The organism is Curtobacterium sp. GD1, from assembly GCF_020882855.1.
Classification (GTDB): Bacteria; Actinomycetota; Actinomycetes; order Actinomycetales; family Microbacteriaceae; genus Curtobacterium.
Window position 1 is genome coordinate 1 of record NZ_JAFEVQ010000047.1, and the last position, 16,037, is coordinate 16,037.

General features: G+C 73.0%; 15 protein-coding genes. 8 read left to right on the forward strand and 7 right to left on the reverse strand.

Going from position 1 to position 16,037, the window contains the following annotated elements:
- The 4 genes from JSX79_RS17295 to JSX79_RS17310 form a co-directional block, all read right to left on the reverse strand.
- Nucleotides 1–575: GNAT family N-acetyltransferase (locus JSX79_RS17295; protein WP_229087314.1), on the reverse strand; the 575-nt coding region annotated here is incomplete at its 3' end.
- A gap of 2 nt (nt 576–577) precedes the next feature.
- Nucleotides 578–1,810: a D-alanyl-D-alanine carboxypeptidase family protein gene (locus tag JSX79_RS17300; RefSeq protein WP_229087316.1), complete on the reverse strand. Its 1,233-nt coding sequence runs from the start codon at nt 1,808–1,810 to the stop codon at nt 578–580.
- Nucleotides 1,811–1,858: 48 nt separating this feature from the next.
- On the reverse strand, nt 1,859–2,464 hold the full coding sequence (locus JSX79_RS17305) for a DUF1097 domain-containing protein (RefSeq protein WP_071301545.1): 606 nt from the start codon (nt 2,462–2,464) through the stop codon (nt 1,859–1,861).
- A complete protein-coding gene (locus JSX79_RS17310) occupies nt 2,457–3,746 on the reverse strand; it encodes an amidohydrolase family protein (RefSeq protein ID WP_229087319.1) in 1,290 nt (429 codons plus the stop codon). Before JSX79_RS17310 ends, JSX79_RS17305 begins: the two co-directional genes overlap by 8 nt.
- A gap of 148 nt (nt 3,747–3,894) precedes the next feature.
- On the opposite strand from JSX79_RS17310, the gene JSX79_RS17315 reads away from it, so the two are divergent.
- The 3 genes from JSX79_RS17315 to JSX79_RS17325 are packed head-to-tail and all read left to right on the forward strand — an operon-like array spanning nt 3,895 to nt 7,231.
- Nucleotides 3,895–4,587: a FadR/GntR family transcriptional regulator gene (locus tag JSX79_RS17315; protein ID WP_071301543.1), complete on the forward strand. Its 693-nt coding sequence runs from the start codon at nt 3,895–3,897 to the stop codon at nt 4,585–4,587.
- Nucleotides 4,584–5,678 carry an acetamidase/formamidase family protein gene (locus JSX79_RS17320; protein WP_229087323.1) on the forward strand — a complete coding sequence of 365 codons (1,095 nt, stop codon included), beginning with the start codon at nt 4,584–4,586 and terminating at the stop codon, nt 5,676–5,678. The genes JSX79_RS17315 and JSX79_RS17320 overlap by 4 nt, the downstream gene beginning before the upstream one ends.
- On the forward strand, nt 5,675–7,231 hold the full coding sequence (locus JSX79_RS17325) for an AtzH-like domain-containing protein (RefSeq protein WP_229087325.1): 1,557 nt from the start codon (nt 5,675–5,677) through the stop codon (nt 7,229–7,231). Before JSX79_RS17320 ends, JSX79_RS17325 begins: the two co-directional genes overlap by 4 nt.
- A 41-nt stretch (nt 7,232–7,272) precedes the next feature.
- On the opposite strand, the gene JSX79_RS17330 is transcribed toward JSX79_RS17325, so the two are convergent.
- The gene (locus JSX79_RS17330) at nt 7,273–8,100 is read right to left on the reverse strand and encodes an RNA methyltransferase (protein WP_229087327.1); all 828 of its coding nucleotides are present in this window, start codon (nt 8,098–8,100) and stop codon (nt 7,273–7,275) included.
- 108 nt (nt 8,101–8,208) lie between these two features.
- On the opposite strand from JSX79_RS17330, the gene JSX79_RS17335 reads away from it, so the two are divergent.
- The 3 genes from JSX79_RS17335 to JSX79_RS17345 all read left to right on the forward strand — a co-directional run bounded on the left by JSX79_RS17335 (nt 8,209) and on the right by JSX79_RS17345 (nt 10,651).
- Nucleotides 8,209–9,063: an NAD-dependent protein deacetylase gene (locus tag JSX79_RS17335; RefSeq protein ID WP_229087333.1), complete on the forward strand. Its 855-nt coding sequence runs from the start codon at nt 8,209–8,211 to the stop codon at nt 9,061–9,063.
- A 103-nt stretch (nt 9,064–9,166) separates the two neighbouring features.
- Entirely contained in the window at nt 9,167–9,805 is a 639-nt protein-coding gene (locus tag JSX79_RS17340; RefSeq protein WP_229087335.1) for a histidine phosphatase family protein, read from the forward strand.
- A gap of 96 nt (nt 9,806–9,901) precedes the next feature.
- Nucleotides 9,902–10,651, forward strand: coding sequence for a hypothetical protein (locus JSX79_RS17345; protein ID WP_229087337.1), 750 nt, complete (start codon nt 9,902–9,904; stop codon nt 10,649–10,651).
- A 51-nt stretch (nt 10,652–10,702) separates the two neighbouring features.
- On the opposite strand, the gene JSX79_RS17350 is transcribed toward JSX79_RS17345, so the two are convergent.
- Nucleotides 10,703–11,785, reverse strand: a complete 1,083-nt coding sequence (locus JSX79_RS17350) for a glycosyltransferase family 1 protein (protein WP_229087348.1) — start codon at nt 11,783–11,785, stop codon at nt 10,703–10,705.
- A gap of 5 nt (nt 11,786–11,790) precedes the next feature.
- Nucleotides 11,791–12,786 carry an alpha/beta fold hydrolase gene (locus JSX79_RS17355; protein ID WP_229087339.1) on the reverse strand — a complete coding sequence of 332 codons (996 nt, stop codon included), beginning with the start codon at nt 12,784–12,786 and terminating at the stop codon, nt 11,791–11,793.
- A gap of 155 nt (nt 12,787–12,941) precedes the next feature.
- Between JSX79_RS17355 and treS the strand changes: the two genes are divergently transcribed.
- Both treS and JSX79_RS17365 read left to right on the forward strand, forming a co-directional pair.
- Nucleotides 12,942–14,657: a maltose alpha-D-glucosyltransferase gene (gene treS, locus JSX79_RS17360; protein ID WP_071296374.1), complete on the forward strand. Its 1,716-nt coding sequence runs from the start codon at nt 12,942–12,944 to the stop codon at nt 14,655–14,657.
- 141 nt (nt 14,658–14,798) lie between these two features.
- Entirely contained in the window at nt 14,799–15,545 is a 747-nt protein-coding gene (locus tag JSX79_RS17365) for a 3'-5' exonuclease (RefSeq protein WP_175473596.1), read from the forward strand.
- The last annotated feature ends 492 nt before the right edge of the window (nt 15,546–16,037 follow it).

A 16,037-nucleotide genomic window follows, 5' to 3' on the forward strand; every position in this document is an offset into this window, starting at 1 on the left:
GTGTCGGGGGTCGGGTCGGTCGCAAGGCGGGCGTGGGTCTCGACGTCGAAGCGGTCGTCGCCGTAGCGGAGCTTCTCGCGTTCCACTCCCTCGGCGCGGAACCCCGCCCGGGTCGCGACCGCGCACGACGCCGGGTTGTTCGTGCGGTGCCCGAGTTCGAGGCGGTGCAGGCCGAGGGCGAAGGCGTCCTCGGCGGCGGCGGCGAGTGCGCAGGTCGCCAGGCCCCGGCCGCGGGCCTCCGGTGTGAGCCAGTAGGAGACCCAGGCGGTGCCGTGGGTGTGCTCGATGGCCGTCACCCCGACGCAGCCGACGACGCGGGCCCCGGCGCCGCCCGACCCGGCGCCGTCCGACCCGGCGCGCCCGTCCGCCACGTCAGCGACGTCCGCGACGTCCGCGACGATCGCCCAGTACCGGGCGTGCCCGTCGAACCGGTACGTCGCCCCGATGAACGCCTCCGCCGCCGCGACGTCGTCGAACCGCACGCCACCGAACTGGCGCGCGAGCTCCGGGTCCGCCGACGCCGCCAGCAGCACCGGCGCGTCGGACGGCCGCCACGGGCGCACGGAGGCCGGCACCGTCACGCGCCCTGGAACGGGTTCGTCCACCGCCACCAGACGCCCGGGTCGTCGATCGGCCGCTCGAGCACGAGTGGCACCGTCACCGGGTCGTGGTCCGTGATGGTGAACCGCACCGTGCCGACGCGCTCCCCCTTCGTGCCGAGGGTGATCTGTTCGAGCTTCGTCCTCGCGGACACCTTCGTCCTGCCCCACACGAGCACCTCGGCCGCGGACCGCGACACCGCGTCCGCCTCGTCCTGCCACGGTGTCGAGAACGTGCCGAAGGTCTGCCCGGCGTGGGCGAGCGTGACGACCTGGAAGTTGTCGGCGACCGACCGGAGCAGCCGCTGGACGTCGATGTCGAGCGAGTCGTGGTCGACGCCGCCGAGCATCGCGCCGACGACCGTGACCTCCTTGCCACCGCGCTCGTACGTCGCCGCGAAGAGCAGGCACGCGCCGGCCTCGTCGAGCGTGCCGGTCTTGATGCCCTCGACACCGTCGAGTCCGAGGAGCTTGTTCGAGTTCTCGATCGCGCCGGCGCCGGGTACCGTGACCTGCTTCGTGCCGACGACCTCCTTCACCACCGGGTTCGCGAGGGCGAGCTGCCCGAGTTCGACGAGGTCGGTGGCCGTCGAGGTGTTGTGCGCGTCGAGGCCGGTCGGCTCCTCGATCGTGGTGTGGTCGAGTCCGTGCTCGTCGAGCCACTCGTCCGCTGCCTGGCGGTAGGCGTCCATCGAGCCGAAGGCCCAGAGCGCCAGCGACCCGGCGTAGTTGTTCGCCGACTTCATGAGCATGACCTGGAGCGTCTGGTACTCCGACAGCTGGAGGCCGGCGGGCATCGGCGCGACCTCGCCGTTCACCGCGAGGTACTTCGCGTACAGCGCCTGCATCCCGGGGCTGAAGGTGATCGTCGGGCCGGACTCCCCCGGCTGCAGCGGCTTCTCGTCGAGCACGACGAGCGCCGTGACGACCTTCGAGATGCTCGCGATCGACCGGGGCTTCGTGTCCCCGCTCGTGCGCAGGCTCTCGGGGAAATCGGTGGCCTCGACCGCGGTGGCGCCGTAGCCGGGGAACGTCAGGTCCGGCACCGACGACGTGGGCGCGGAGTACGTCGTGGTCGAGGCGCTCGCCGGGGCGAACGGCACGACCGCTGCGGCCACGAGGTAGCCGACCGCCAGCACGAGCACGGCGACGACCGAGATGGTCACCGGCCTCCGGACGGCGGAACGGGGGCGGCGGACGACTCGTGACACGGGAACCGAGCGTACCGGGGGCGGGTACCCCGTGGCTGCGAGGACGCGCTAGGCGCGCGTCGGTGCGGGGTCGGACTGGAGGCGCGGCTCGCCCCCGACGGCAGCCGTCGCGTCCGACGGTACGCCGGCCCCACCGCCGTCGGGTCCCGTCGGGCGCGCGAAGGTCCACCTCCGCGACAGGTACGCGAAGACGGGGCCGGCGGCGTTCATCACCACGACGGACACCCACGCTGCCCACACGTTGCCCGGTGCGAAGCCGAAGCCGCCGAAGTACGTCGCGAAGAAGGACGCGAACCCGAGGAACATCCCGGGGACCAGCGCGAACGCACGGACCCGGCCGGTGCACATCAGCGCGGTGTTGCACACGAGGATCACGACGCCGAGCACCACGTTCCGGGCGAACTGCCCGTCGCCGAGGAGCGTGCCGATCCGCTGGTCGACGAGCACGATGACGAGGGCGAACGTCGACCCCACCGGCATCGTCGCCCAGAGCCGGGTGGCGTTCCGGAGCGTGGGCTTCGGCCCGAGCAGGAACATCCCCGCCCAGCTGATGAAGATCGCCCAGGTGGGCAGGTTCAGCGCGGTGCCCCCGATGAACGCGGTGGCGCCGGCCAGGACGGAGGCGACGATCTCGTGCGGGATCCGTTCACGCATTGCTGAGCTCCTTCGATCGGGTGGTGCCGGTGGTGAGGACGGTGGTGCGGGTGGTCTCGGCGACGACGCGGCCGCGCTTCACGACGAGGGCGCGGTCCGGGCGGTCGAGCAGCACGCCCGCCGGGTCGATGGTGGAGAGCAGCACGAGGTCGGCGTCGGCGCCGGCACGGATGCCGTAGGTCTCGGCGATCCCGACGACCCGTGCAGCCGAGGTCGTCGCCATGTCGAGGACGCGGGCGAGGTCCTCCGGCCCGGACAGGTGCCCGACCTGCGCGAGCAGCAGCCCGATGTCGAGCAGGTCGGCGTTGCCGAACGGTGTGAAGGCGTTCCGCACGTTGTTCGACGAGTACGCGCTCGTGACGCCCGCGGCCCAGAGGTCGCGGACCGGGACGACACCGCGGCGGACGTCGTGGTCGTCGGCGCGACCGCCGAGGTGCAGGTCGGTCGCCGGCAGCGGGACGACCGCGACCCCCGCCTCGGCGAGCCGCGCGAACAGGTCGGCCCGCTCGGTCGAGGGCAGGCTCGCGGATGAGGTCACGTGCCCGAGCGCGACCCGGCCCTGCATCCCGCGGCGGACGACGGCGTCGGCGATGACCCGCGCGAGGGCGAACCGCGGGTCGCTCGTGTCGTCGGCGAAGTCGGCGTGCAGGTCCGCCGGCACGTCGAACTCCTCGGCGAGGTCGAGGACGGTCTCGACGTGCTCGTGGCACTCGGCGAGGGTCCGCTCGTTGTACGTGCAGCCGCCGATCACGTCCGCGCCCGCACCGAGCGCCTCGCGCAGCAGTGCGAGGGTCCCCGGCGCCTTCGCGATGCCCTCCTGCGGGAACGCGACGATCTGCAGGTCGAGGGCGTCGCGGTACTCGTCGCGGAGCCCCAGCAGGACCTCGACGCCGGTCAACCCGACGATCGGGTCGACGTCGGGATGTGCGCGGACCAGCGTCGTGCCGTTCGTGATCGCCTGGTCGAGCAGGGTGCGCGCGCGGTCCCGGACCGAGCCGTGCGTGAACCCGCGCTTGAGCTCCCCGGTGACGGCGATCGCCCCGGCGAGCGTCCCGTCCGGGTTCGGACGTTCCCGGTCGAGCAGGGCCTTGTCGACGTGCAGGTGCGACTCGACGAACCCGGGCACGACCACGCGGCCGGCGCAGTCGACGACCCGGGTGGCCGGGTCGCCGGGGACGGTGCCGACGGCGGCGGTGACCGCGGTGATCGTGCCGTGTTCGACGACGACGTCGACGAGGCCCGGCTCGTCGACCAGGCGGGCGTTGCGGAGGACCAGGTCCACGACGGACCCCTCTTCTTCATCGGTGGTCGGTTGACGCCACCCACCATTCGCCCGTCGTGTTTCCGGCTCCGTCGCAGCGTGTGACGGGCGTGTAAAAGTTGGTCGTACCAATGAGCCAAGCAGACCAATGGACCCTAGGCTCCTGCCCATGCAACGAGGACGCACCCTGAGCGCCGCCACCGCCGCGCACCTCGCGCGCCTGGTGCTCGAGGATCTCGCTCCGGGCGACAAGCTGCCCCCGGAACGGACCCTGGCCGAGGACCTCGCCGTGTCGCGCACGACCGTCCGCGAGGCCATGCAGGAACTCGAACGCCGACGCCTCGTGTCCCGGACGCCCGGTCGCGGGACGGTCGTGCTCCCCCGGTCCGAGGAGGCCACCGCGCTCCTCGAACGCCAGACCGGTGTCGGGCACGCCGAGGACCTCGCGCACCGGGCCGAGAACGTCGCCGAGTTCCGGGCCGTCGTCGAGCCACAGGTCGCCGCGCTCGCCGCAGCCCGTGCCGGCGAGGCCGACCTGCTCGCGCTCGAACGGATCCTGCAGGCCACGCACGCCGGCCTCAGCCCCGAGGAGTCCCTCGCGCAGGACGTCGCGTTCCACGTGCAGGTCGCCCGGGCCTCCGGCAACCCACTCCTGGTCTCCCTGTGCGAGCTCAGCAGCGGCTGGGTGCAGGACGTCCGCGCCCGGTCCCACAGCACGAGCGAGGGCCGCCGGTCGTCGTTCGTGTGGCACGAGCAGATCCTCGACTGCATCCGCCGACACGACGAGGCGGCCGCCCGCACGGCGATGACCGACCACCTCGCCGACGTCGCCCACCTCGTCGAACGGAAGGCCGACCGATGACGACCCCCACGATCCCGACCCTCCAGCCCGGAACGGGACCGGTCCGCGCCGACCGGTACCTGCCGGTTGACCCGGACACCGTCCTCTGGGGGCGGCTGCCGAACGCCGACGACCGACCGGCGATCACCGTCGTGCCGGGCGAGTCGGTGACGATCGACACCGTCAGCCACGAGGGGATCCTCCCCGACCAGGGCAGTGACCCACGTGCCTTCTTCGCCACGCACGGCGTCGCACCGGAGCACGTGCTCGACGACGCCGTCGCGATCGCCCGGACCGGACGCCGCGACCCCGAGGCAGACGGACCGCACGTCGTGTCCGGGCCCGTCGGGGTCGCGGGCGCACGACCGGGGGACGTCCTCACCATGACCGTCGTCGAGACGCTCCCCCGCGTGCACTACGGCGTCGTGTCGAACCGCCACGGCCGGGGCGCGCTGCACGGCGAGTACCCCGTCGACGGCACGACCGTGAGCGTCTTCGTCGACGTCGTCGACTCCCCCGCCGGACTCCGCGGCCGCATCCCCCTGACGCCCGCGCGCGAACGGTTCGCCCGGTTCCCGCTCGCCCCGTTCCTCGGGATCATGGGCGTCGCGACCCCCGGGGAGCGCCGGCACTCGGTCCCGCCGGGCCGCCACGGTGGGAACATCGACGTGAACCTCCTGCAGGTGGGCACGCAGCTGCACCTGCCCGTCCTCGTGCCCGGTGCGCTCGCGTACGTCGGCGACCCGCACTTCGCGCAGGGCGACGGCGAGGTGGCGCTCACCGCGATGGAGGCCTCGCTCCGCGCGACGGTCCGGTTCGACCTGACACCGGCCGACGAGGCCGCGAGCCGGTTCGGCGACCTCGTGTGGCCGGTCGCCGAGACCCAGGAGTACCTCGTCCCCACCGGGATGGACCCCGACCTCGACGAGGCCGTCCGGGAGTGCGTCCGGCACGCCGTCGCGATCCTCGGTGCGCGCTGGGGGATGGAGCCGCACCTGGCGTACGCCTACCTCTCCGCCGCGACCGACTTCGACATCTCGCAGGTGGTCGACCTCGTCACCGGTGTCCACGCCCGCATCCGCAAGGCCGACTTCGAGGAGCCCGCCCGATGACCACGCACCCCGACGCTCCCGAGGGTCTCCTCGAGGCACTCGACGCGTACGAGGCCGCCCTGCTGACGAACGACCTCGACGCCCTCGACGACGCGTTCGTCGACGCACCCGGCACGATGCGCGGCGACGACCGCGGGCTGCTCGTCGGCCACGACGCGATCAGCGCCTTCCGCGGAGCACGCGGCGGGGTCGCGACCAGGACGTTGACGCGGGTCGAGGTCCGGCCCCTCGCCGAGGACCTCGCCCTCGTCGTGTCGGTGTCCCGGTTCGCCGCCGGCGGCCACGGCCTCCAGACCCAGCTGTGGCGCCGCACGACCGCGCACGACGACACCGGCCCCGTCGTGCGCTGGCGCATCGAGGCAGCACACGTGACCGGCCGCCCCCGCGCCTTCGACCCGACCGTCTGGCGGGCCGTCGGCGACCCGCTCGTCGCACCCAGCGCCTCCGGGCCGCTCGACGGGCGCACCGTCGCGGTCAAGGACCTCTACGCCGTGCCCGGCCAACCCGTCGGTGCCGGCAACCCCACCTTCCTGCGCGAGGCGCGCGTCGAGACGGCCGCGGCACCGGCGGTCGCGGCGCTCCTCGCCGCCGGTGCGGCGATCCGCGGGATCGCGCGCACCGACGAGTTCGCGTACAACCTCACCGGACGGAACGAGCACCACGGCACACCGCCGAACGCCGCGGACCCGACGCGGCTGCCAGGAGGCTCGTCCAGCGGCTCCGCGTCGGCCGTCGGTCTCGGGACGGCCGACATCGGGATCGGCACGGACACCGCCGGGTCCGTCCGGGTCCCCGCCTCGTACCAGGGGCTCTGGGGCCTCCGGACGACCCACGGCACGGTCCCCCGCGACGGTCTGCTCCCCCTCGCACCGTCCTTCGACACCGTGGGGTGGCTCACCCGCGACGCCGAGACGCTCCTCGCCGCGTTCGACGCCACCGTGCCCGACCCCGGTCCGGCCCCGGCACCGACGCCCCTCGTCGTCCCGGAGGACCTGCTCGCCCTGGTCGACCCCGACACCGCCGCGGTGTTCTCCGCGTTCACCCGGTCCCTCGAGGACGAACCCGACCGGGTCCGGCTCGCGGACCTCGGCGTCCCCGCCCCCGAGGAGCTCCGCGAACTGCTCCGCCTCGTGCAGGCCGCCGAGGCCGTCGCCGCCCACGGAGCCTGGATCGCCGAACACCCCGGCGCGTTGAGCACCGTCGTCGGGGACCGGTTCGCAGCAGCCGCGGCGAACGACCCCGCCGCCACCGCCGACGCGGTCCAGCGCCTCGACGTCGTCCGGCACACCATCCGCCGGGCGCTGGTCGGCCGGACCCTCGCGTTCCCGACCGTGCCGGGCCCCGCGCCGCTCGTGTCCGCCGACGCCGCCGCACTCGAGCGCACGAGGACCGCGACGACGGGGATGACGAGCCTCGCGAGCGTGGGCGGCCTCCCCGCGGTGAGCGCCCCCGCCCTCACCGTCGACGACGCCCCGGTCGGCGTGTGCCTGGTCGGCGCGGTCGGCACCGACCGGGACCTGGTGCGCCGTGCACGAGACCTGACGACCCGCTGAGGCGATCCGGACGACGGAGGCGACCCGCGCCTCCCGGCCCCTCAGGCCCGCGCGGAAGCGAGCCGCTGCGCGTGCGTGACCGCCCAGAGGCCGACGGCGCTCGCCGCGGCGACGTTCAACGAGTCGACGCCGTGCGCCATCGGGATCCGCACGGTGGTGTCGGCGGACGCGATCGCCGCCGGCGTGAGGCCCTGCCCCTCGGTGCCCATCACGAGCGCCACGCGGTCCGGGACGTCCGCGACGAACGCGTCGAGGTCCACCGAGCGGTCCGTCAGGGCCATCGCGGCGAGGTGGAAGCCCTGCGCTCGGAGCTCCTCGCCGGCGGCCGGCCAGTCGCCGATGCGGGTCCACGGCACCTGCAGCACCGTGCCCATGCTGACGCGGACGCTGCGCCGGTAGAGCGGGTCGGCGCAGCGGGGGCTGACCAGGACGGCGTCGGCCCCGAGGCCGGCGACGCTCCGGAACACGGCGCCGACGTTGGTGTGGTCGACGATGTCCTCGAGCACCACCACGACCTTGGCGTCGCGCACCACGTCCGCGACGCTCGGCAGCTCCGGGCGGTGCATCGCGGCGATGGCGCCGCGGTGCATCCGGAAGCCGGTGAGGTCCTCGAGCAGGTCGTCGGGGCCGACGAACACGGGGCCGTCGTGGTCCGCGACGACCGGGAGCACGCTGTCGAGCCACTTCTCCTGGACCAGCACGCTCCGCGGGACGTGCCCGGCGCGGACCGCCCGCTCGATGACCGTGTTCGACTCGGCGATGTACAGGCCGCCCTCCGGCTCGGACACGCGCCGCAGGGCGACGTCGGTGAGCCTGGCGAAGTCGTCGAGGCGGGGGTCGTCGAGGGAGTCGATGCGGACGGCGTGCACGGGGCTCGTTTCGGGGTCGGTGTGGGGGCCGGTGGCGGCGGGGCACGGCCTGGCGTCGTCCACGGGAAGTGACCGGGGCGGTCGGCTGTTGAGGGTACCGTGAACACGATGGCGACGAGCGAACCGACCAGCCCCGCGAGCGCGACCGCGTCCGCGCACGCCCTCGACCGCGCCGTCGAGCTCCTCGCCGGCAAGCGCATCGCCGTGCTCTCCGGCGCCGGGCTCAGCACGGACTCCGGCATCCCCGACTACCGGGGCGCCGGCCGCATCGTCCGGAAGCCGATGACCTTCCAGGAGTTCCGCGCCGACCCCGCCAAGCGGCAGCGCTACTGGGCCGGCTCGCACCTCGGCTGGCGCACCTTCGCCTCGGCCCGTCCGAACGCCGGGCACCAGGCCCTCGCGGCACTCGAACGCGACGGCATCGTCACGGGGGTCGTCACGCAGAACGTCGACGGACTGCACCTCCGCTCCGGATCCCGTCGGGTCGTCGAGATCCACGGGTCGATGGACCGTGCCGTCTGCCTCACCTGCGGGCAGGTGTTCTCGCGCGCCGACCTCGCGACCGTGCTCGACCGGGACAACCCGTGGATCGACGAGCCCGGGTCGGTGCAGCTCCAGCCCGACGGCGACGTCGAGATCACCGACGTCGAGCGCTTCCGGGTGCCGGACTGCTCGGTGTGCGGCGGGGTGCTGAAGCCCGACGTGGTGTTCTTCGGCGAGTTCGTCCCGGCCGAGAAGTTCCGCGAGGCCGTCTCCATCGTCGCCGAGGCCGACGCGCTCCTGGTCGTCGGCTCGTCCCTCACCGTGAACTCCGGCGTCCGGCTCGTCGACCACGCCGCACGACGCAAGCACCCCGTGGTCATCGTGAACCGCGGCACGACCCGCAGCGACCCCCGGGCAGCGGTCAAGATCGACGCCGGCACGACCGAGACGCTCGAAGCCCTGGCGGCACGGCTGCGATGAGGTGCCGCGCCGCGTCTGGGACGAGGTGCCGCGCCGCGTCTGCGACGAGGTGCCGCGCCGCGTCTGCGACGAGGTGCCGCGCCGCGTCTGGGATGATCGTGCGGTGACGACGCTCCTGTACCTGGTCCGGCACGGCGAGACCGACTGGAACGCCGAACGGCGCATCCAGGGCTCGACGGACATCCCCCTGAACGACACCGGACGCCGACAGGCCCGCTCCACCGCGACCCTGCTCGACCGCCGGCGGTTCGACGCCGTCGTCGCGTCGCCGATGTCCCGGGCGTTCGAGACCGGATCGATCATCGCGGACCACCTCGGTCTCGCAGCACCCGCCACGTACCCAGGGTTGGCCGAACGCTCCTACGGCGAGGCCGAGGGGCTGACCGACGACGAGGTCCGCGAGCGCTACCCGCACGACGACATCCCCGGCCGCGAGTCCCGCAGCGCGTTGCTCGACCGCGTCACCGAGACACTCGCCGAGATCGCGGTCCGGTACGACGCCGGCAGCGTCGTCGTCGCGACCCACGGCGCCGTGATCCGCAGCATCGTCAACGCCGCCGCCCCCGGCACCGCCGACCGGCACAGCACCCCGATCCGGAACGGGTCCGTGCACTCGTTCCGGTGGGACCCCGACCGCTTCCACGCCGAGCTCGTGCGGTTCGACGACCCGATCGACGGGGTCTCGGACGGGCCCGGCCGGTACGCCTTCGAGTACCAGAACCCGCTCGAGCGCCGCGGGTAGCGCCGCGGGTTGCCGCCGGGGAGCCGTCGCGCGCTGTCGGTGGTGTCGTACTAGGCTCCGATGCACTCGCAGACCCGAGCGTGTGAGGGGGCTGACATGACCGTCGACGGACCCGGTGGCGGGGGCGCTCGGCCCGGCTGGCCGCAGTCGCCCGATCCGGACGACCTCGATCGCGCCTTCGGCCCGGGCACGGCATCCGTGCCGGTGCGGACCCCGCGGCAGCGTGTCCGACGCAGCGCCCTGGTCGGTGTGGGCGTGATCATCGCTGCCGGTGTGCTCGCCGTCGTGCTCGTCACCATCATCGGCAGCGTGCAGAACGGCGTCGGCGGGGTGTTCCCCCGCCCCGATGCCGCGCTCGACCGGTTCGGCAGCGCCGCGCGGGAAGTCGACGGTGTCGAGGGCGTGCGCGACTCGGAACCGAAGAAGACCTCGTTCGCGAGCTACGACGTCGAGTCGACCGTCTCGGTGTCGCCGACGCTCTCGGACGAGGAACGGACCGCGGTCGTCGACGACCTGCGCGCCGCAGCGAAGGCTGCGAGCGGCAACGGCGTCCGGGTGTTCGCCGTGGCGGACCTCGGTGCGCTCGAGATCGGGGTCTCTCCGGACGAGCGGACCACGGAACAGCGTCTGACGCTCGCCCGGCAGCTCGACGCGATCGGCGGTGTCTCGGGCGTGCGGTGCTCCTGGAACGACGGCGGCCCGTCGGACGAGCCGGCCGACCAGGCGATCACGGTCGAGACGATCGGGCGCGGGGCTGCCCTCGACGCCGTGGTGGCGAAGGCGACGCAGGAGGCGCAGGCGGTGTTCCCGGGGGCCACGGTGTCGGCGGAGCGGCCGTCGTCCTGAGGCGGGTCGGTGCGCGCGACCGGCGACCGAAGCCTGCTGGCTCGGGCCGGCCTACTGCCCGGGGGTGGCCCCGCGGGCCGCGACCGCCTGCTCCACCGCGCGGACGACCTGCTCCGCCGAGGTCTCCCACCGGAACCGCCCGGCCTGCACGACCGATGCCCGCGAGGCATCGTCCCACCGTGCCTCGAGCCGGCGCACCGCAGCCGCGACGGCCGACGGCGACGACGGGTCGAAGTACTCCGCGACGTCCCCGCCGATCTCGCGGAAGATCGGGATGTCACTGACGACCACCGGCGTCCCGACGCCCATCGCCTCGACGAGCGGGATGCCGAAGCCCTCGTCGTACGACGCCGTCGCGAGGGCCGTCGCCGACCGCAGCACCGACAGGTACTCGTCGTCGGAGGCGCCGTCGTGGAACACGATCGACCCCGCCGGCGCGAGCCGTTCGAGCCGCGCTCGATCGGCGGCGGACACGCGGGACATGCAGTGCAGCACCCAGTCCGCGCCGAGCAGCGGCATCGCGGCGGCCAGGGTCTCGACGTTCTTGTACGGCATGAACGAGCCCATGTACACGAGGGACTTCTCGCGCGGACCGCCCTCGGGCCGAGGGGTCGCGGGGTCGGCGGCGTTGTACGCGACGGTGACGGGGCGCTTCGTCAGCCGGTGCTCGGCGATGAGGCCGGCGGTCGTCTCGGACACCGTCACGACCCCGTCGGCGCCGTTCAGGAGCAGGCGCTGCGGCACCCAGCTGAGGTGGAAGGCACGCCAGCCGAGGCGGAGGGGCCACGAGAACTCCCGCGGGGGCGTCCGGTTCCGGTAGTAGATCAGGTCGTGGAGGGTCAGCACGAGGGCGTACTGCCGACCGCGGGACCCCATGGTCTGCATGGGCGAGAAGACGGCGTCGAGCCCGAGGCGGTTGACCTTCCGCGCGACGAGGGGCTCCCCCGGCTCGGTCGGCGCGGGCAGGAGTTCCCACGGCAGGTCGGACGGCAGCGACTCGAGCTGCCGCTCGTCGTGCACGAGCAGGGTGTAGTCGTGTCGCTCGGGCAGGTGGGCGACGACGCCGGCCGTGAAGCGGCTGATGCCGTCGTGGCGGCCGATGCGGACGTAGCGGCAGTCGATCCCGATGCGCAGGCGGGTCACGACGCGGCACCGTCGGCCGGCGGGGTCGGCGTCGCCCTCGGCTTCGGTGTCTCCTTCGGGGCACGCTTGGACCCCGGCTGTGCTCCCTTGCGGGCGCGCTTCGGGGCGTCCGCCATCCGTCGCAGCACCGCGGACGCAGCGGCGCCGGGCGTCTCGTAGTGCACGAGGTGCCCGACGTGCGGCACGACGACCAGCTCGGCGTCCGCGAGGCGTGCGGCCAGGGCACGCTGCTCGGGCACCGCCGTGATGTCATCGCGCTCGGCCGCGATCATCAGCACCGGCACGGTGATGCGATCGGCGTACTCGGCGACGTCGTGCGTGACCGAGGTGCGGAACGCCTCGAGCACGCTCGTGCGGTTCGCGAACGCCGAGAAGTACCGGTCGTGCTGGTCGTGCACCCAGCGCCGGAGGTCACGGTCGTGCGACTTGAGCATCGCCAGGCTCATCACGCGCACGATCGCCGGGTTGCGGAGCAGTCCGAGCCCGAGCGGCTTCGGCAGCACGGCGCCGGCACGGTAGTACCCGATCGCGATCGCCGTGCCGACCGCACGCGGACCCTGCAGCGCCGGGGCGGCGATCGGGTTCACGAGCACGAGCAACCGCGTCGCGAGGCCGGCGGCGACCGTGGCGGCCACGACGATCGACCCGAACGAGTGCCCGAGCACCACGGTGTCCGCACCGAGGCCGAGCGCCGCGTGGAAGCCGCGCAGCCACGCGACGTAGGAGTCGATGTCGGACACGGGCAGCGGATCGGAGATGCCGAAGCCGGGCAGGTCCGGCACGATCACCCGGACCCCGTCGAGGTGCGCCGCGATCGTCTCGAGGCCGTGGTGGTCGCCACGGAACCCGTGCACGGCGAGGACCGTCTGGGTCGCGTCGGACGGGCCGTACTCCCAGAAGTGGGTGGTGCGGCCGTCGACCTGCACGGAGCGGTGGACGACCGGGGTGGCGGCCATCAGCGACTGGTACGGGGAGAGCACGGGCGGTTGCATCCCCGTCAGTCTACGAACGCGCGCCGGTGCGCCGACGTCACCCACGCTGGAGGGTGGACGACTCGCAGCCGCGACGTGCCTGTGGAGGACGACCCGCGCCTCCAGGCCGTGCATTCTCCGGACAACTCCATGCACCGCGGCCTAGCGTGTCCATGGTGACGTTCACCGCCCCGATCCAGCTCCCCGGCCTGACACTGGACCCGCAGTGGTACAAGCGCTCGGTCTTCTACGAGTGCATGATCCGCTCGTTCGTCGACTCGAACGGCGACGGCATCGGGGACATCCAGGGCGTGATCGGCAAGCTCGACTACCTGCAGTGGCTCGGGGTCGACGCCCTCTGGCTGCCGCCGTTCTTCCAGTCGCCGATGCGCGACGGCGGGTACGACATCGCCGACTACAAGGCGATCCTCCCGGAGTTCGGCACCCTCGACGACTTCCGCGAACTCGTCACCAAGTCGCACGAACGCAACATGCGCATCGTCATCGACATGGTGATCAACCACACCAGCGACCAGCACGAGTGGTTCCAGCAGTCCCGCGAGGACCCGGACGGCCCCTACGGCGACTTCTACGTCTGGCGCGACACGGACACCGACTACGAGAACATCCGCATCATCTTCGTGGACACCGAGGAGTCGAACTGGACCTTCGACCCGGTCCGCCGCCAGTTCTTCTTCCACCGGTTCTTCTCGCACCAGCCCGACCTCAACTTCGAGAACCCGGCCGTCGTCGAGGCCGTGTACGACGTCGTGCGGCACTGGCTGGACCTCGGCGTGGACGGGCTCCGGCTCGACGCGATCCCGTACCTGTTCGAGTCGGAGGAGGGCAACGGCGAGGGCGAACCCGAGACGCACGAGTTCATCAAGAAGCTCCGCGCGATGGTGGACGACGAGTACCCCGGGCGCGTCCTGCTCGCCGAGGCGAACCAGTGGCCGCGCGAGACCGCCGCCTTCTTCGGCACCGACGAGGAGCCCGAGTGCCACATGGCGTTCGACTTCCCGGTGATGCCGCGCATCTTCTACTCGCTCCGCGCGCAGCACGCCGCCGAGCTCAAGGCGATCCTGTCCGAGACGCTCGACGTGCCGGCCTCCGCTGCGTGGGGTGTCTTCCTCCGCAACCACGACGAGCTCACGCTGGAGATGGTCAGCGAGGAGTACCGGCAGGCCATGTACGGCTGGTACGGCTACGACCCGCGGATGCGCTCGAACATCGGCATCCGGCGACGCCTCGCTCCCCTGCTCGACAACTCCCGCGCCGAGCTCGAACTCATCCACGCCCTGCTGTTCTCCCTCCCGGGGTCGCCGTTCCTCTACTACGGCGACGAGATCGGGATGGGCGACAACATCTGGCTGCCGGACCGCGACTCCTCGCGCACGCCGATGCAGTGGACGCCGGACCGCAACGCCGGCTTCTCCACCGCGGACCCGGGCAAGCTGTACCTGCCCGTCGTCCAGTCCCTCGTGTACAACTACGCGCAGGTCAACGTCGAGGCGCAGCTCGCCCAGTCCCGATCGCTGCTGCACTGGGTCCGCAACGTGATCCACGTGCGGAAGGCGCACCCGGTGTTCGGGCTCGGGACGCTGGCCGTGCAGGACACCTCGAACGACTCCGTGCTCGCGTTCGTCCGGTCGTGGGAGGGCTCCGGCTCCGGCCACCAGTTCGGCCCCTCCGCCGAGGACGTCCTCTGCGTCTTCTCCTTCGCCACCAACCCGACGTCGGTCACCATCTCCGCGCCGGAGTACGCCGGGAGGCCGTTGTACGACCTCTTCGGCGGCGGCTCGTTCCCGTCGTTCGACGCGGAGGGCCAGGTCACGCTGACGATGGGGACACAGTCGTTCTACTGGCTGCACGTGGGTGCGCCGGTCGGGTAGCGGCGTCCTGGAGGCGCGGCTCGGCCCCGGTGGGCCGGTCGCGTCCTCGTCTGGTCGCGTCGCGCCCGGTGGGCGGGTCGCGTCGCGCCCGGTGGGCGGGTCGCGTCTCGGCGTGTCGGTGCGTCCGGTTAGCCTGACCGCGTGACGTTCCCCACAGCGCAGCTCGACTCCCCCGCTCCGGCCCAGGACCTCTCGGGTCGGCCCTGGTGGCACGCACTCGGCGTGTTCGACCTCGAGACCACCGGCGTCGACGTCGAGACCGCCCGGATCGTCACCGCCCACGTCGGCCTGATCGACATGACCGGTCGCTCCATCGTCGAGGGCGCCTGGCTCGCCGACCCCGGTGTCGAGATCCCCGAGGGCGCCGCCGCCGTCCACGGCATCACGACCGAGCGCGCTCGCGCCGACGGCCGCCCCGCAGCTGAGGTCGTCGCCGAGATCATCGCCGCGGTCGAGGCCGTCTTCGCTCGAGGCATCCCGCTCGTCATCTACAACGCCCCGTACGACCTCACCGTCCTCGACCGCGAGGCCAAGCGCCACGGAATCGCCTCTCCGGTCATCGGGAACGTCGTCGACCCGCTCGTGATCGACAAGGCGCTCGACACCTACCGCAAGGGCAAGCGCACGCTCGAGGCCGCGTCGGAGCTCTACGGCGTCACCCTCTCCGATGCGCACGACGCCGGAGCCGATGCCATCGCGGCCGGGCGTGTCGCGCAGGCCATCGCGGCGAAGTACCCCGAGGAGCTCGGCGTCTCCGCCGAGGAGCTCCACCGCAAGCAGGTCGGCTGGTGCGCCGAGCAGGCGTCCTCGTTCCAGGACTACATGCGGAAGAAGCGCGACCCGGCCTTCACCGCCGACGGCCGCTGGCCCCACCGCAACGCCGGCTGAGGCACCGCCGGCCTGGCGTCGAACCACGCTTCCGACGCCGAACCACGCCCGTCGCCTGCCTTCGAACCACGAATCCGACGTGGAACCACGCCGCTCGCCCGGTTCCACGTCGGATCCGTGGTTCGACGCGCGCACCGGCCGGCCCGCTCGCGCGCCGCACCGACGCCCGCGCCGCTCCCGCACGGCGCTCACGCACGGAGTCCCGCTCCGCCCCCAAGCTGCCGCCCAACCAAAGTCCGCCCGAACCGCGCCATCGCACGGCGCGAATGCACTTACGTTGTGCGCCGGCAATCCGCACCGCCCGCGTCACCACGGCCGACCCTGACCGCGCCGCCTCGGCCGAGCGCGACGTCGAACCACGCTTCCGACGTCGAACCACGCTTCCGACGTCGAACCACGCCGCTAGCCTGGTTCGACGTCGGTTCCGTGGTTCGAACCGTCGCCGCAACGCCGGCCGCAACGCGCACCGCCCGCCCGCCAGCCCGCCAGCCC